Origin of the sequence: Nocardioides sp. Soil796, assembly GCF_001429525.1 — a bacterium.
Lineage (GTDB): Bacteria > Actinomycetota > Actinomycetes > Propionibacteriales > Nocardioidaceae > Nocardioides.
Genome location: NZ_LMSQ01000005.1, coordinates 176,325 through 192,134, shown reverse-complemented (window position 1 = coordinate 192,134; position 15,810 = coordinate 176,325). Strand labels below are relative to the sequence as shown.

Below are 15,810 nucleotides of genomic sequence, written 5' to 3'. Positions count from 1 at the left end.
TGCAGCTCAGTGCACGACAGTGCTCAGGCGCCGGTGGGCATCACACACACGGCGACCATTCCGGGGCCGACGTGGGCGCCCAGGACGGCGCCCAGCTCGACGGTCCGGACCGGTGCCTGCAGGCCGAGCCGGGCGGCCAGCTTGTTCGCGAGCTGCTCGGCCCGGTCCGGGCTGGCCAGGTGGGCCACGGTCAGCTCGACCGGGTCCTCCCCCGCGGCTTCGGCTGCAAGGTCCTCGAGTCGCGCCAGGGCCTTGCCCGCCGTACGCACCTTCTCGAACGACTCGATGCTGCCGTTCTCGATGCGCAGCAACGGCTTGACCGCGAGGGCCCCACCGAAGAACGCGGCGGCACTGCCCACGCGGCCGCCGCGCCGCAGGTACTCGAGGGTGTCGACGTAGAACAGGGACGTCGACGACAGGGCCCGCTCCAGGCCGATCTTCCCGGCCTTCTCCGCACTGGCGCCCCCCTCGAGGGCCCGCACGGCGGCGATCGCGGCGTACCCGACCGCCGGACCGACCTGCTGCGTGTCAACCACGTGCACCGGGATCGTCGCGTCACGCGAGGCCATCAGCGCGGACTCGAAGGTGCCGCTCATCCGGCTCGAGAGGTGGAACGTGACGATCTCGTCGTACCCCTGCGCAGCGAGGTCCGCGTAGACCTCGAGCATCCCTGCCGGGCTCGGCCGCGACGTGGTCACCGGCGTGAACGACTTCAGGGCCGCGGCCACCATCTCGGGGCTGGCGCCCTCGTCGACGCCCTCGTCGTAGGAGGTCGCGCCGATGATCACCTGCAGGGGAATCACGACGATTCCGTGGGCCGCGGCCTCGTCGTGCGTCAGTGTCGAGGTGGAGTCGGTGACGACGGCGACACGACGCTCAGGCATGCCCGAACCCTATCGTGGCGGGGCAGATTCACAGGCGAGCCTGTGAATCTGCCCGAATGCCGTGAAGCTTCACGTCATTCGGGCAGAAACGCACGGGCAGGTCAGCCCGCGACGATGTTGACCAGCTTCGGGGCGCGCACGATCACCTTGCGCACGGTCTTGCCCTCCAGCGCCTTGACGATCGCGGGATCGGCCAGCGCCGCCGCCTCCAGGTCGGCCTCGGAGACGTCGGGAGACACGTCCAGACGGGCCTTCACCTTGCCCTGGACCTGCACCACCGCGACCACGGAGTCCTCGACCAGCAACGCCTCGTCGACCACTGGCCAGCCGGCCCGGGCGACCGTCGGCTCGTGGCCCAGTCGGTGCCACATCTCCTCGGCCGTGTACGGCGCGACCAGCGACAGCATGATCGACACCGCCTCGGTGGCCTCACGGACCGCCGGGTCGGCCGGGCCGCAGCCGGAGTCGATCGCCTTGCGGGTCGCGTTGACCAGCTCCATGATGCGGGCGACCAGCACGTTGAACCGGTACGACTCCACCAGAGCGGCACCGTCGTGCAGCGTCCGGTGGGTGACCTTGCGCAGCGCCACGTCGCCGGCCGCCGGGTCGGCGCCGGGCTCGGAGGCCACGTCGCCACTCAACCGCCAGGCGCGTTGCAGGAACTTCGCCGAACCGGCCGGAGACACGTCGGCCCAGTCGATGTTGTCCTCGGGTGGGCTCGCGAAGACCAGGGTCAGGCGTACGGCGTCGACACCGAACTCCGCAAGTTGGTCCCCCAGGTTGATGCCGTTGCCCAGGGACTTGCTCATCTTGCGACCGTTGTTGATCACCTTGCCCTGCGACAGGTACGCCGAGAACGGCTCGTCCCACGAGATCAGCCCCATGTCGCGCATGGCCTTGGTGAAGAAGCGGGCGTACAGCAGGTGCAGGACGGCGTGCTCGTCACCGCCGATGTACAGGTCGCACGGGCCCCACTTCTCGGCCAGCGCGGGGTCGAAGGCCCGGGTGTCGTCATTGGGCGACAGGTAGCGCAGGAAGTACCACGACGAGTCCACGAACGTGTCCATCGTGTCCGTGTCGCGCTTCGCGGGTCCGCCACACGTGGGGCAGGCGACGTTGACCCAGTCGGTGGCCGCGCCCAGAGGCGAGACCCCCTTGGGCTTCAGGTCCGCACCACGCAGGTCGGGCAGTACGACGGGCAGCTGGTCCTCGGGGACCGGAACCTCGCCGTCGACCGGGCAGTGGATGATCGGGATCGGGGCACCCCAGTAGCGCTGGCGCGACAGCAGCCAGTCACGCAGCCGGAAGTTGACCGTGCCGCGGCCCAGGCCGGCGTCCTGCAGGTAGGAGATGGTCGTCGACTTGGCCTCGTCGACCGGCAGTCCGTTGATGTCCAGCGGGGCGTCCACGCCGGCCGCGGGCGAGTTTATCGTCGGCCCCTCGCCGTGGAAGGCCTCGCCCTCGAAGTCGGCCGGCGGCTCGGTGGTGCGCACGATCGGCAGGCCCATCTGCGTGGCGAACTGCCAGTCGCGCTGGTCTCCGCCGGGCACCCCCATCACCGCGCCGGTGCCGTAGTCGGCCAGCACGTAGTCCGTGGCCCACACGGGGATCTGGGCACCGGTGACCGGATTGGTCGCCGTGACGCCCAGGTCGACGCCGGTCTTCGGACGGTCGGTGGACAGCCGCTCGATCTCGGTCTCCCGGCGGATCTCCTCGCGGTACGTCTCGAACTCCGTGCGGCGCTCGTCGGTCACCAGCTCCTCGGCCAAGGGCGCGTCGACGGCCACGACCATGAAGGTCGTGCCGAAGATCGTGTCGGGCCTCGTGGTGTAGACCGTGACGGGTTCGGCCCGTCCCTCGATCACGAAGTCGACGTGCGCACCCTCGGAGCGCCCGATCCAGTTGCGCTGGGCGTTGACGACCTTGTCCGACCAGTTCTCCTGCAGGTCGTCCAGGCAGTCCAGCAGCTCCTGGGCGTACGCCGTGGTGCGGAAGTACCACTGGGTCAGCTCGCGCTTGGTGACCTCGGCGCCGCAGCGCTCACACGCACCGTCGACGACCTGCTCGTTGGCCAGCACGGTCTGGTCGTTCGGGCACCAGTTGACCGGGCTGTTCTTGCGGTAGGCCAGGCCCTGCTCGCGCAGCTTCAGGAACAGCCACTGTGTCCAGCGGTAGTACTCCGGGTCGGAGGTGTGCAGCCGGCGGGTCCAGTCGAAGCTCAGGCCGTACTTCTTGAAGGACTCGAACTGCGTCTCGATGTTGGCGTAGGTGTACGTCGCCGGGTGGGTGTCGTTCTTGATGGCGGCGTTCTCGGCGGGAAGGCCGAAGGAGTCCCAGCCCATCGGGTTCAGGACCTCGTAGCCCTTCTGCCACCAGTAGCGTGCGATCACGTCGTGCAGCGCGGTGACCTCGGCGTGGCCCATGTGCAGGTCGCCCGAGGGGTAGGGGAACATCGTGAGGGCGTAGCGCTTCTCGCGGGGCGAGTCGTCGTGCGCGACGAAGGGCGCCAGGTCCTCCCAGACCTGCTGCCACCTGTCCTGCGTCGCCATGACGTCGTACGTCGCCTCGCGGTCGGTGTCGACCGAATCGACCTGTGTCCGCTCGACCTGCTCACTCATCTGTTTCTCCTCGTGTCATCCCGCGTCCCGCATGTCAGTTCCGGCCGGCATCCAGGCAGTGCCTCTCGCACTGTCTGAGTGCACAAAAAAACCCTCCGGGCAGGGAGGGTGGCCGCGATGATCGTTCTCGATCAGCGCGGCTGGCGAAGAAGCAACCGCTGAGACATGCCACCATGTTACCGCAGGTCCCAGCCGGGGATTGGCCGGTACGAGCCATGGGCAGAAGACATGCACACCGGGGGCATCCGCCCCCGCCGAACACTCAGCCGGAACACCCACACCACTCCGCCGAACACCGAGGGTCCCCACCATGCGCCTGCGCTCCGCACTCCCCGTCGTCGTCTGTCTCGCAGCCCTCGTCCTGACCGGGTGCGACAGCGGCGACTCCACCGAGTCGGCCGTGGCCGGCGACCCCGCCAGTGCGCCCACGTTGAACGTGCCCGAGCCGACGACCTCTCCGACCGACGGGCCGAGCCTGTCACCGACCGTCCCCACCTCCCCGACCTCGCCGTCCACGGACGCCGACGTCACACCCGGCGGCACGGTGCTGAAGTACGGCGAGACCGCCACCGTCGCGCTGACCGACAGCGGGGACGGCGCGCTCGTCGAGTACACCGTCCGGAACGTCGCGATCGGCAAGGCCGGACCTCTCGGCCGCAACGCCCTGGTGACCATCGAGGTACGCGCCGTCGACGACCTGGCCAGCGCGCTGTCGCTGGGCGCGTTCGACTGGAAGGGCATCGTCGACACCGGTGAGGAGACGGTCTTCGGCATCGAGGAAGGGTGCGACGGACAGCTGCCGGTCACCGCGGCCGGTGAGAGCGGCACCATGTGCGTGGCGATGTCGGTCCCCGACGATGCCAAGGCCGTGACCGAGGTCCAGTACTCCGGCCTCGGAATGTCCGGTGACCCGATCGTCTGGAAGCCCTGAGGCCGTTCCACGGCGAGCCGCCGGAGCGGGTCCGGACCGTGATACCAATGTGCGCATGAGCCTCTCCGACCTGTTCCGACTCGACGACAAGGTGGCCGTCGTGACGGGCGCCTCCAGCGGCCTCGGGGTCGCCTTCGCCCAGGGCTTCGCGGAAGCGGGAGCCGACGTCGTGCTCGGCGCCCGCCGCGTCGACCGCCTCGAGGAGACCGCCGAGCTCGTGCGCGCCGCCGGACGCCGCGTGCTCACCGTCGCCACCGACGTCGCCGACCAGGCCCAGTGCCAGGCCCTCGTCGACGCGGCGATGGCGGAGTTCGGGCGGGTCGACGTGCTGGTCAACAACGCCGGCATCGGCACCGCCGTCCCCGCGACGCACGAGACGGTCGAGCAGTTCACCAGCGTGATCGACGTGAACCTCAACGGCTGCTACTGGATGGCCCAGGCCTGCGGCCGCGTCATGGAGCCGGGCAGCTCGATCATCAACATCAGCTCGGTCCTCGGCCTCACCACCGCCGGGCTCCCCCAGGCCGCGTACGCCGCCAGCAAGGCCGGGCTGATCGGCCTCACCCGCGACCTGGCGCAGCAGTGGACCGGCCGCAAGGGCATCCGCGTGAACGCGATCGCCCCCGGCTTCTTCACCTCCGAGATGACCGAGCAGTACCCGCCGGGCTACCTCGAGCAGCAGCAACAGCGCATCCCGGCCGGGCGCAAGGGAGACCCGCGCGAGCTGGCCGCCACCGCGGTCTTCCTGGCCTCCGACGCAGCGGGCTACATCACCGGCCAGACCCTGCCGGTGGACGGCGGCATGACGATCACCTGAGCCGGCGGCGACGTACCGGTCGGCGTCACGGCTCGATCAGGCCCACCCTGATCGCGTAGCGGGTCAGCTCCGTGCGGTCGCGCATGCCCAGCTTGGCGAGCACGTTCTCACGGTGCCGCTCGACGGTCTTGACGCTGATCGTCAGCTCCCGAGCGATCTCCCGTGACGAGTGGCCCTCCGCGATCAGCTTCACGACCTCGTCCTCACGCGGCGTGAGCACGGCACGGGGCAGGCGCTCGCCGCGGCTCAACCGCGCGAGGTAGTCGCGCACCAGCGTCGACTCCGCGCCCGGGTAGAGGAACGACTCGCCACGCAGTGCGGCCCGGCAGGCGTCGACGAGGTCGCGGTCGGCCACGGACTTCAGCACGTAGCCGCTGGCGCCGACCCGCAGCGACTCGAAGAAGTACTGCTCGTTGTCGTGCATCGAGAGCATCAGGATCCGCGGCGGATCCTTGCGCCGCGAGATCTCGCGGGCCGCCTGGAGTCCGGTGAGCCGCGGCATCGCCACGTCGAGGATCGCCAGGTCGACCTCGGTGGTGCGCAGCAGCTCCACCGCCTCGGCTCCGTCGCCGGCCTCGGCCACCACCTCGAGGTCGGGCTGCTGCTCGAGGATCATGCGTACGCCGCGGCGTACCAGCGTGTGGTCGTCGGCCAGGAGGATCCGCGCCGACCTGCTCACCACGGCACCTCCAGGCGTACGACGGTGCCACCGCCGTCACGACGCTCGACGGCCAGGTTCCCGTGCACCAACGACGCCCGCTCGCGCATGCCGCGCAACCCCGTGCCGGTCGCGCCGGATCGGATGCCGCGGCCGTCGTCGGCCACCGTGAGGACGACGTCGCCGCCCACCTGCGCCAGCGACAGCTCCACCGTGGCCGCCTCCGCGTGCCGCGCCACGTTTGTCAGCGCCTCCTGGGCGACCCGGAAGACGACCAGCTCGACGGCGTCGTCCAGCACCGGCAGCCCAGGCATGATGCCGCGACTCACGTGGGTGGAGGTGTGCGTGAAGAGCTCGGTGGTCAGTGCGGCCAGGGCACTGCGCAGGCCGAGGTCCTCGAGCACGTGCGGCCGCAGCTGACGGGCCACGCCGCGCACCTCGTCGAGACTGGCTCGCGTGGCTTCGCGGGCCCGCTCGAGGGAGGCGGCGGTCTCGGGTGGAGCCTGTTCGGCCAGCGCGCCCAGCTCGAGGAGCACGGCGGTGAGCGACTGTCCGACGCCGTCGTGCAGCTCCTGGGCGATGCGGGCCCGCTCGGCCTCCTGTGCCGCGAGGGCGGCCAGGCTGCTGTCGCGCTGCGCGGCCTCGATCCGGCCCAGCAGGTCGTTGACGGAGATCGCGAGCTCCCGCGAGATGCCGGACTCGGGGACCGGCAGTCTCTCGATCGGATCGGTCGAACGGGCCCTGTCCAGCTGGGCGACGAGTCGGTCCAGCGGCCTCAGGTTGCTGCCGACGAGCACGGAGTTCGCCACGATCATCACGGCCAGGCCGACGGCCAGCACGATGACCTCGGACCACAGGGGGCGTGGCGACACGGTGGCCGGGGAGAACGCGAGCAACGCCGTACCGAGGGCGAACAGCACACCGTTGATCAGGATCACCCGTGAGGAGAGCGAGACACCGTGGGCGCTGGTCATGCCGCCATGCTCACGCACCCGTCCAAGCCTGTCCACGCAATCACGGCCTCGCAGGCAGTTTTGGGGAGCAGACCCCATGTGTTGTGGCGCGGCAGTCGCGAAGACTGGAGACCAGCGGGGCCCCGCCTCGATGTCCTTGCATCGGATCCGGCGGGGCCACCGCACCAGCACGGCGCACAGGAAGGGGCGAGGCATGCTCGTCGTGGTTGTCGGGCTCGTCGCGGTCTCGGTGCTGCTCGTGTGCGTCGCGGCGTTCCTGCGGCGTACCTCCGAAGCGACGCCGGAGCCGCACCGACTCTGGGCGGTCGCCTCGGCCAACACCACGGACGGGGTCACCGCGCGCACGGGAGTCGAGTTCGTGGTGCACCTGCCCGGGGCGGTGGCCGACGCCGGAACACTCAGTGACGCGGTGGAGGACCTGCTGCGCCGCGGGATCGCGGCCTCACCTGCCCATGCGCTCCCCTCGATCGGCGATGACCCGGCCGGGTTGTCCGGCGCCACCGTGGCCGGCGTCGCGATCGAGAGCGCGGTCGTCACGTCGTCCGAGGTCGAGGTCACCCCCGAGCTGCGCCGCCTGATGCTCGACCGCACGACGCCGCACGGGACCGGCTGACCGGATGGGCGCACCTCCCTCATGGATCTGAACGTGGCGATCCTCGGTGCCACCCTGGTCCTGCTGGCCGGGGTGGCAGCCGTCCGCGTGTCCGCCCGTGCCGGTGTGCCCAGCCTCCTGCTCTACCTGGCCATCGGCCTCGCGATCGGCGAGGCCGGCCTCGGCCTGCAGTTCGAGGACGTCGACCTCACCATGCTGCTCGGCACCCTCGCCCTGGCCGTGATCCTGGGCGAGGGCGGGTTCAGCACGAAGTGGTCGGTGATCCGGCCCGTCGTCGGCCTGGCCGGGGTGATGGCCACCCTCGGCGTCGCGGTCAGCGTCGCGGTGACGTCGGCCATCGCCTGGCTGGTGCTCGACGTCGACGTGCGTACGGCGCTCGTGCTCGGCGCGGTCGTGGGTTCGACGGACGCCGCTGCGACGTTCTCCGTGCTGCGCCGGATGCCGATCAGGCCGCGGCTGCGGTCACTGCTCGAGGCGGAGTCGGGCTTCAACGACCCACCGGTGATCATCCTCGTCACGGTGGTGGTCAGCGACGCCTGGGACACCGCGAACCCGTGGCAGATCGGCGGCCTGATCGTCTACCAGCTGACCCTCGGCGTGCTGATCGGCCTGGTCGTGGCCTGGTTCGGCCAGCACCTCCTGCAGCGCAGCGCGCTCCCCTCCGCCGGGCTCTACCCGCTGGCCACGATCGCGATCATGTTCCTGGCCTTCGCCACCGCCGGTGCGGCCGGGGCGAGCGCGCTGATGGCGATCTACGTCGCCGGCATGTGGCTCGGCAATGCCGACCTGCCCCACCGGCAGGCCACCGCCGGCTTCGCGGACGGTCTCGGCTGGCTTGCCCAGATCGGGCTCTTCGTCCTGCTCGGCCTGCTGGCCAGCCCCTCCCGCCTGCCGGAGGCCTTCGCGTCCGCGGCGATCGTCGGCATCGGACTGACCTTCGTGGCCCGCCCCGTCTCGGTGTTCGTGTGCACGTCCTGGGCCCGGATCCCCCTGCGCGAACAGGTCTTCCTGTCGTGGGCGGGCCTGCGGGGCGCCGTGCCGATCGTGTTGGCCACCATCCCCGTGGCACAGGGACTGCCTGCTGCGCAACGCATCTTCGACGTGGTCTTCCTGTTGGTCGTGGCATTCACGCTGGTGCAGGCACCGACGCTGCCGTGGCTGGCTCGTCGTACCGGCGTGACCGTGGACTCCACACCCGAGGAGCTCGAGGTCGAGTCGGCGCCGCTGGAGCACATGCACGCCCACCTGTTGCAGTTCCGGGTCCCGTCGGGGTCGCAGCTGCACGGGGTCTACGTGAGCGACCTCCGGCTCCCACCCGGTGCCGCACTCGCCCTGGTGCACCGCGACCGGGAGCTGCTCAGTCCCGACGTACACACCTCGTTGCGTGGTGGCGACCACCTGCTGCTCGCGGTCCCGGACGACGCCCGGCAGGCCACCGAGGAGCGGCTGCGCGCGATCGGGAACCATGGCCGGCTCGCGGTCTGGTACGGCGAACGCCCGGCGCCAGCCCCGGCCTGAGCGGGGTGCCGACGAGGTCAGTCGCGGACGACGACGACCGGGCCGGAGGCGTGCCGGATGCACTGGTCGGCCACCGAGCCGAGGACCAGGCTCTTGAACCCGCCGCGCCCGCGGCTGCCGACCACGAGCACGTCCGCGGTCTCTGCCGCCTTGATGAGTGCCTGCGCCGACGGACCGCAGGCGACGTGCACGTGCACCTCGATCGCGGAGTCACCGACGATGCCGGCCACCCGGGCCTTCTCTGCCTCGAGCGTGGCCTCCTCGAGCTCGAGCATCGATGGAGTGATGCCCAGCGGGACGTCGTCGGGCCTGATCGCACTGGTGAAGGTCCAGGCCCGGATCACGTGGACGGCGCAGCCCCGACGCGCGGCCTCGCCCACCGCGTAGGTGATCGCGGCGGCCGCGGATCGGGATCCGTCGTCGCCCACCACGACGCCGCCCTCGGGAGTGATGTCGCGGTTGAGCTGGTCCCTGACGCCTGCCATGGGTCAACCATGCACCATCGCTGCGGTCGACGGCGAGGGTTCGGAGTGGTTCGCCCCGGTTCGGCAGGTCAGGTCAGGCGACGCCCCGACTGCTGCTCCGGGTGCGTCCCACGACCTCGTCGATGACGTCGAGGATCGCGTCGGGATCGTCGATCATCGGCACGTGGCCGCAGTCCTTGAGCGGCACGTGGCGCGCCGCCGGGAGTCGCAGGCGCGCCGTCCGGGACTGTCGGTAGGGCAACAGCCTGTCCTTGGTCCCCCACGCCACCGTGGTCGGCACGTCGACCTGCTCCTCGAATGCGTACCCGACGCCCGAACGGGCGGTCGGGAAGAATCCGCTGCTGCGCTTCATCGCCAGGCAGTCCTGGTACGTCGCCCACGCCGTCATGCGGTCCGGATGGGCATAGAGCGGAGCACCGACCAGGCGCCTGCCCGCGGCTGACCCGGCGACCAGCTGGAGGACCCGATCGGGCAGGGTCGCCGCGACTCGCATGAGTACAAGAGGGACCAGCGCCTGGAAGCGGTCGACGCGGCCGAAGAACCCGGCCGGGCTGATTGCGGTCACCGACGACGCCAGACCACGGGCACCGAGCTCGAGGGCGATCGCGCCACCGAGCGAGTTGCCGACGACGTGCGGGCGGTCGATGCCCCACTCCGCGAAGTTCGCCGCGAGGTCGGCGCACGCGTGGTCCATCGTGTAGGCCACGCCCTTCGGGTAGCCCGGGGAGTCACCGAACCCGGCGAGGTCGAGCGCGATCACGTCGTAGCGGTCGGCGAGACGGTCGAAGAGCGGCGCCCAGGCACCGCGCCGGTGACCGATGCCGTGGATCAGCACGACGGGTTCACCAGAACCGGCGCGATCATGGACCAGGTGGGACAACTGCATGTCGACAAGCCTCCTGAAGTACGTGTTACGTGGAGTCTCACATACTTCAGGTACGAAGGGAACAGGCACGACCGGCATTGCTGGAGGGAATCACGCAGGTTCCGCGTGATTCCCTCCAGCAGATCGACTGCCTGCGACTGTCTACGGAGTGCCGGGGAAGCGGGCGAACCGGACCCGGTCGACCCCGCCGACCGTGGTGAAGGTGCCGCCGACCGACAGCGAGTTCGGCGTCGGGGTGATCGCCCAGACCCCCATGTCGCCACCGACGGGGTTCGGGTCCCAAGGGGTCACCGTGCCGTCCGAGGCGTTCAGCGAGGCCAGGAAGCAGCGCTTGATCTTGTAGGTGACGATCTGGGAGAAGTGCCCGCCGATGTAGACCTCGGTCGCCGTGGGGTAGATCGCCTGCGTGTCACCGCTGGTCTTGCGGATCCACACCAGGTCGCTGGTCGCCGTGTCGTAGGAGAAGAGGCGGTTGTCGGGCGTCGAGAAGTAGAGACGTGAGCCGTCCGGGGAGAGGCCCAGCGTGATCGAGAGGTCGCTGCCCTCGGCCGGGTTGAACGCCGTGGCGTCACCGGTGGTCGAGGCGATCGCCCCCACACCGAACGGACGGTCGAGCCCGCCGAGCTTGGAGAACGCACCGGCCGCATAGACGACCGCGCCGTCCGGTGACACCCGGATCGACTTCACCCCGGCATTGGCGCGGGAGCGGAAGTTCGAGATGACGTCACCCGACGAGCTCAGCGCCACGAGCGAGGCACGGACGGTTCCGTCGATGCCGCTGAAGGTGCCACCCACGTAGAGCCTGTCGGCGTACGTCGTCAGGGCCGAGATGCCGGGCGACGTGCCCGTCGTGTCGGCCTGCCAGGTCGGGAGCGCGGTCCCGGTCGCGATGTCGACCGCCGCCAGGTTGGCGCGGGCAGCGCCTCCGGCCGTCGTGAACCTGCCGCCCACGTAGACGGTCGTGCCGTCCGCCGAGCCGGCCAGTGCCCGGACGATGCCGTCGGTCGACGGGTTGAAGGTCGGGTCGAGGGTGCCGTCGGCGCGGATGGCGGCCACGTTCGCCCGCGGCTTGCCGCCGACCGTCGTGAAGTCCCCTCCGATGATCGTCAGGTCGCCCACCTGGGCGATCGCGTAGACGGGGCCGTTGACCCGGGGCGTCGCGTCCGTGGTCATCGACGGACTCGCCTGTGTCGGCTGGGCGAACATCATCAATGCCATGGCGACCGCCGCGATCACCGTGCGTCGCCCACGTCGAATCAACAGCTCAACGTCCATCGTGCGGCCTCCCAGCTCGACGCTTCGGCCGCACGGTGCGTCCAGTGTCACGTTAGGTTTCGGGACGCCCCGCGAGCATGCCGCAATTTGGTTACTTCGCGGGCCGCACGTGGGCCCACGCCGGCGACAAGCCAGGAAGACCGCCTGCCGGCGTGCCGTTGAACATGCAGTTCGCACCTTCACCCGCCCCGGTCACGCTCAACAGCCGGCTCGCGGAGCCCAACTGCATGTTGAACGGCACGGCTCCCGGTGCACCAACGCAGAACGGCCGCCCGAAGGCGGCCGCTCTGAGATTTGGTGGAGCTGAGGGGACTCGAACCCCTGACCCCCTGCATGCCATGCAGGTGCGCTACCAGCTGCGCCACAGCCCCATCATCACCAGCCTTGCGGCTGACAACGTCGGGAAGTTTAACCAACGTCCGGTCGAGATGCGAAATCGGGGGTCGGCACGGCACTTGTGCGGCGCTGTTGACGGATCGCACGTCGTACGACGCGTGTGGAGCGACCGTCACCTCGCGTCACCCGGGAGGGGTGGGACGGGCGGTCAGGTTGTAGGCCGCGAGCCGGAATCGACCACCCTCGTCGAGCTCCTCGAGCACCGCCCAACCGCAGTTGTCGAGGCCCTGGAGGCCGGAGGCCTGCTCGCCCGGCCAGTTGAGTGCGGCCATCAGCGCCACCTTCAGCGCCGCGCCGTGGGCCACGACCACGCCACACTCCCCCGCGGCCAGACCGGCCACGACGTCGTCGAGCCCGTCCGCGAAGCGGGACACCACGTCGGCAGTCGTCTCACCTCCGGGAACAGCCGTGAAGTGCCCGGCCCGGAAATCGGCGTACTCGGCCGGGAACTGCTCGGCGTACTCCGCCATGGTCAGCCCGGTGCGCGCCCCGAGGTCGAACTCGCGGAACCGCTCGTCGAGCCGCGCGTCGAGGCCGGTCTCCTTGGAGACGTACGCCGCAGTCTGGCGGGCGCGGGCCAGGTCGGAGGACCACAGCACGGTCGGTGCGTACGCCGCGACGTACGGCGCCACGGCGGACGCCTGCTCGTGCCCCGTGTCGTCGAGCTCGACGTCGGCATGCCCCTGCCCACGGCCGATCGCGTTCCACGCGGTCTGGCCGTGCCGGAGCAGGACGAGTCGTCGGGTCACTTCTCGTGGGAGACGACGTCTGCCGGCAGCTCGATGGCCGGACAGTCGCGCCAGAGTCGCTCGAGCGCGTAGAACTCGCGCTCCTCCTCGTGCTGCACGTGCACGACGATCTCGCCGTAGTCGATCAGCACCCAGCGTCCGTCGCGCTCACCCTCGCGACGGATCGGCTTGGCACCGATCTCGCGGAGCTTGTCCTCGATCTCGTCGACGATCGACTTGACCTGGCGGTCGTTGGAGGCCGAGGCCAGCACGAACGCGTCGGTGATCGCCAACTGCTCGGAGACGTCGAAGGCAATGATCTTCTGGGCCAGCTTGTCCGAGGCCGCACGTGCGGCGGCATGGACGAGCTCGACGGCATGGTCGGTGGCGGTCACTTCGTTGCTCCAGAGGGATAGAGGTCGTGCTTGGCGATGTATTGGACGACACCGTCCGGCACGAGGTACCAGACCGGTTCGCCGCGTTGCTTGCGGTCACGACAGTCGGTCGAGGAGATCGCCAGGGCGGGAATCTCGACCAGCGTCACCCGTTCGTGCGGGATCGAGGCCAGGGTCTCGGCCTCCATCTCGTAGCCGGGCCGGGTGCAGCCCACGAAGTTGGCGAGCTTGAACAGCTCCTCGACGTCACGCCAGGTGAAGATGTTGGCCAGCGCGTCCGCCCCGGTGATGAAGTAGAGATCGGCGTCGGGCAGCTGCTCGCCCAGGTCGCGCAGCGTGTCGATCGTGTACGTCGGACCGTCCCGGTCGATGTCGACCCGGGAGACGGTGAACCGGGGATTCGCCGCGGTCGCGATCACCGTCATCAGATATCGGTGCTCCGCCGGTGACACCACGCGATCCGACTTCTGCCACGGATCGCCGGTGGGCACGAAGATGACCTCGTCGAGGTCGAACCACGCCTGCACCTCGCTGGCCGCGACGAGGTGTCCGTGGTGGATCGGGTCGAAGGTGCCACCCATCACCCCCACGCGACGGCGTTCGCCCATGATCAGCTGTGCTCGCGCCCGCCGCCGATGGCAATCAGGATCAGCAGTGAGGCCAGCAGGAGGCCGAGCGCGATGGCGCCGACGACGTACGGGCTGACGGCGGGCTCACTGTGGGCCTCGGCGGCGATGATGGTCAAGGAGGTCAACGACATGGCCGCGATCCTATCGTGAGCCGGGCGTCGGCCACGCCACCGGACGCCGATCCGGATTCACCCGGCACCGGACTCAGTGGAACAGGCTGGTCAGGCCGGCCAGGATCACCCACGACTGGATGCTGCGTCCGACGAAGATGGTGGTGACGTACATCGTCATGTTGAACCGCAGGGCGCCGGCGATCGCACCCATCACCAGCAGGGGTGGCGCTCCGACCAGGGCGCTGGAGAACATGAAGGCTGCGGCCAACCTCGGCCGGGCCTCGATGCGCTTCTCCCAGCGGTCGAAGCTGTTCTTCCAGCGCTCGGACTCCATGCGCTTGCGCATCCACGGCAGCTGCAGCGACTTCTGCGTGCCGTGGTACCACAGCACCTTGCCCAGGGCCTGGCCCGCGCCGGCCGCAATGGCGACCGGGAGGGCGGCACTCTTGGGGATCTGGGTGGCGAGAGCCACCAGGTAGACCTCGACGTTGAAGATCGGCACGACGGCCGAGAGGATGCTGAAGCCGAGTGTGCCGAAGAACGCCTTCATGCCCCGGCTCCCCCGAGTCGCACCCCACGCATGACAGGGACGCTACAGGCTGTTGCCTCAGCGGATGTGACCGTCCCCCGTCACGACGTATTTCGTGCTGGTCATCTCGACCAGTCCCATGGGGCCGCGGGCGTGCAGCTTCTGGGTGCTGATGCCGATCTCCGCACCGAAGCCGAACTCACCCCCGTCGGTGAATCGCGTGGACGCGTTGACCAGCACGGCGGCCGAGTCCACGGCCGTGGTGAAGCGCCGGGCCGCCGCCTGGCTCTCGGTCACGATCGCCTCGGTGTGCTGGCTGCTGTTGGCGCGGATGTGCCGGATCGCCCCCTCGATGTCGGGGACGACGGCAGCCGCGATGTCGAGGCTGAGGAACTCCTCGGCGTAGTCCTCGTCGGTGGCCGGCACCACCCCGTCGTACTCACGGAAGCGCTCGTCGCCGTGGATCGTGACGCCCTTGTCCTGCAGGGCGTCGATGATCGTCGGCAGGAAGTCGTCGGCGATGTCCTCGTGCACCAGCAGGGTCTCGGCCGCGTTGCACACGCTCGTGCGGTGGGTCTTGGAGTTGACCACGATCGCGACCGCCTTCTCGAGGTCGGCGTCGACGTCGACGTAGACGTGGCAGTTGCCGACCCCGGTCTCGATCACCGGCACCGTCGACTCGGCGACCACGCTGCGGATCAGGCCGGCGCCTCCGCGCGGGATGAGTACGTCGACCAGGCCGCGCGCCCGCATCAGCACCTTGGCGCCCTCGTGGCCCTCCCCCGGCACCAGCTGCACGACGTCGGGGTTGAGGCCGAGTCCCTCGATCGCCGCGCGGAGCACCTCGACGATGCGGGTGTTGGAGGAGAGCGCGGAGTTGGAGCCCTTGAGAAGCACCGAGTTGCCCGACTTGAGGCAGATGCCTGCGGCGTCGGCGGTGACGTTGGGACGGGCTTCGTAGATGATGCCGACCACGCCGAACGGCACCCGCACCTGGCGCAGCTCGAGGCCGTTGGCCAGCGTGCTGCCGCGCACCACCTCGCCGACCGGGTCGGCCAGCGCGGCGACGTCGCGGAGGCCCTGGGCCATGCCCTCGATGCGCTCGCGGTCGAGGCGCAGTCGGTCGATGATGTTGGGCGGCGTGCCGGCCTGCTCGGCCCGGGCGATGTCGTCGCGGTTCGCGGCCACGATGGACTCGGTCCCGGCCTCCAGCGCGTCGGCCATCGCCGCCAGCACGGCGTCCTTGGTCGACCTGGTGGCGATCGCGAGATCGTGGCTCGCCTCCCGGGCGCGCTCCGCGACTGTCCTGACGTCCTGCTCGATGCTCACTCCTTGAGCCTAGTCGGCGAACGACGCAACCA

The 15,810-nt window shown here is 69.9% G+C and carries 17 protein-coding genes and 1 tRNA gene; 4 read left to right on the top strand and 14 right to left on the bottom strand.

The window, feature by feature from the left end; translation table 11 throughout:
* Window positions 1-23: 23 nt before the first annotated feature.
* Window positions 24-884, bottom strand: a complete 861-nt coding sequence (locus ASH02_RS03545) for a DegV family protein (protein ID WP_056686622.1) — start codon at window positions 882-884, stop codon at window positions 24-26.
* Between the two features lie 101 nt (window positions 885-985).
* Window positions 986-3,502 carry a leucine--tRNA ligase gene (leuS, locus tag ASH02_RS03540; RefSeq protein ID WP_056686619.1) on the bottom strand — a complete coding sequence of 839 codons (2,517 nt, stop codon included), beginning with the start codon at window positions 3,500-3,502 and terminating at the stop codon, window positions 986-988.
* Window positions 3,503-3,812: 310 nt separating this feature from the next.
* Here leuS and ASH02_RS03535 point away from each other — a divergent pair, with 310 nt between their 5' ends.
* Both ASH02_RS03535 and ASH02_RS03530 read left to right on the top strand, forming a co-directional pair.
* Window positions 3,813-4,433 (top strand): hypothetical protein, encoded by a 621-nt coding sequence (locus tag ASH02_RS03535; protein WP_056686616.1) that lies wholly within the window; start codon window positions 3,813-3,815, stop codon window positions 4,431-4,433.
* A 55-nt stretch (window positions 4,434-4,488) separates the two neighbouring features.
* Window positions 4,489-5,250 carry an SDR family NAD(P)-dependent oxidoreductase gene (locus ASH02_RS03530; protein WP_056686612.1) on the top strand — a complete coding sequence of 254 codons (762 nt, stop codon included), beginning with the start codon at window positions 4,489-4,491 and terminating at the stop codon, window positions 5,248-5,250.
* Between the two features lie 25 nt (window positions 5,251-5,275).
* Here the strand turns inward: ASH02_RS03530 and ASH02_RS03525 are convergent, their stop codons facing one another.
* Both ASH02_RS03525 and ASH02_RS03520 read right to left on the bottom strand, forming a co-directional pair.
* On the bottom strand, window positions 5,276-5,929 hold the full coding sequence (locus ASH02_RS03525; protein ID WP_056686809.1) for a response regulator: 654 nt from the start codon (window positions 5,927-5,929) through the stop codon (window positions 5,276-5,278).
* The gene (locus tag ASH02_RS03520) at window positions 5,926-6,882 is read right to left on the bottom strand and encodes a sensor histidine kinase (protein ID WP_056686609.1); all 957 of its coding nucleotides are present in this window, start codon (window positions 6,880-6,882) and stop codon (window positions 5,926-5,928) included. The genes ASH02_RS03525 and ASH02_RS03520 overlap by 4 nt, the downstream gene beginning before the upstream one ends.
* Window positions 6,883-7,075: 193 nt before the next feature.
* On the opposite strand from ASH02_RS03520, the gene ASH02_RS03515 reads away from it, so the two are divergent.
* Both ASH02_RS03515 and ASH02_RS03510 read left to right on the top strand, forming a co-directional pair.
* Window positions 7,076-7,495, top strand: coding sequence for a hypothetical protein (locus ASH02_RS03515; protein ID WP_056686606.1), 420 nt, complete (start codon window positions 7,076-7,078; stop codon window positions 7,493-7,495).
* Between the two features lie 33 nt (window positions 7,496-7,528).
* Window positions 7,529-9,013, top strand: a complete 1,485-nt coding sequence (locus ASH02_RS03510; RefSeq protein ID WP_235530244.1) for a potassium/proton antiporter — start codon at window positions 7,529-7,531, stop codon at window positions 9,011-9,013.
* 17 nt (window positions 9,014-9,030) lie between these two features.
* Here ASH02_RS03510 and ASH02_RS03505 read toward each other — a convergent pair whose 3' ends face one another.
* The 10 genes from ASH02_RS03505 to ASH02_RS03465 all read right to left on the bottom strand — a co-directional run bounded on the left by ASH02_RS03505 (window position 9,031) and on the right by ASH02_RS03465 (window position 15,778).
* The gene (locus ASH02_RS03505) at window positions 9,031-9,498 is read right to left on the bottom strand and encodes a universal stress protein (RefSeq protein WP_056686601.1); all 468 of its coding nucleotides are present in this window, start codon (window positions 9,496-9,498) and stop codon (window positions 9,031-9,033) included.
* A 73-nt stretch (window positions 9,499-9,571) separates the two neighbouring features.
* Window positions 9,572-10,384 carry an alpha/beta fold hydrolase gene (locus tag ASH02_RS03500; protein ID WP_056686598.1) on the bottom strand — a complete coding sequence of 271 codons (813 nt, stop codon included), beginning with the start codon at window positions 10,382-10,384 and terminating at the stop codon, window positions 9,572-9,574.
* Between the two features lie 141 nt (window positions 10,385-10,525).
* Window positions 10,526-11,659, bottom strand: coding sequence for a hypothetical protein (locus ASH02_RS03495; protein WP_056686595.1), 1,134 nt, complete (start codon window positions 11,657-11,659; stop codon window positions 10,526-10,528).
* Between the two features lie 295 nt (window positions 11,660-11,954).
* A tRNA-Ala gene (locus ASH02_RS03490) sits at window positions 11,955-12,030 on the bottom strand.
* Window positions 12,031-12,177: 147 nt separating this feature from the next.
* Window positions 12,178-12,804: a histidine phosphatase family protein gene (locus ASH02_RS03485; RefSeq protein WP_056686592.1), complete on the bottom strand. Its 627-nt coding sequence runs from the start codon at window positions 12,802-12,804 to the stop codon at window positions 12,178-12,180.
* The gene (gene rsfS, locus ASH02_RS03480) at window positions 12,801-13,178 is read right to left on the bottom strand and encodes a ribosome silencing factor (protein ID WP_056686589.1); all 378 of its coding nucleotides are present in this window, start codon (window positions 13,176-13,178) and stop codon (window positions 12,801-12,803) included. Before rsfS ends, ASH02_RS03485 begins: the two co-directional genes overlap by 4 nt.
* Entirely contained in the window at window positions 13,175-13,786 is a 612-nt protein-coding gene (gene nadD, locus ASH02_RS03475) for a nicotinate-nucleotide adenylyltransferase (protein ID WP_056686586.1), read from the bottom strand. The genes rsfS and nadD overlap by 4 nt, the downstream gene beginning before the upstream one ends.
* A gap of 2 nt (window positions 13,787-13,788) precedes the next feature.
* Complete coding sequence (locus tag ASH02_RS25910; RefSeq protein WP_156388885.1) at window positions 13,789-13,938, bottom strand: hypothetical protein; 150 nt, start codon at window positions 13,936-13,938, stop codon at window positions 13,789-13,791.
* Window positions 13,939-14,011: 73 nt separating this feature from the next.
* Window positions 14,012-14,470 (bottom strand): hypothetical protein, encoded by a 459-nt coding sequence (locus ASH02_RS03470; protein ID WP_056686582.1) that lies wholly within the window; start codon window positions 14,468-14,470, stop codon window positions 14,012-14,014.
* A 57-nt stretch (window positions 14,471-14,527) separates the two neighbouring features.
* Complete coding sequence (locus tag ASH02_RS03465) at window positions 14,528-15,778, bottom strand: glutamate-5-semialdehyde dehydrogenase (protein ID WP_057294286.1); 1,251 nt, start codon at window positions 15,776-15,778, stop codon at window positions 14,528-14,530.
* Window positions 15,779-15,810: the final 32 nt, after the last annotated feature.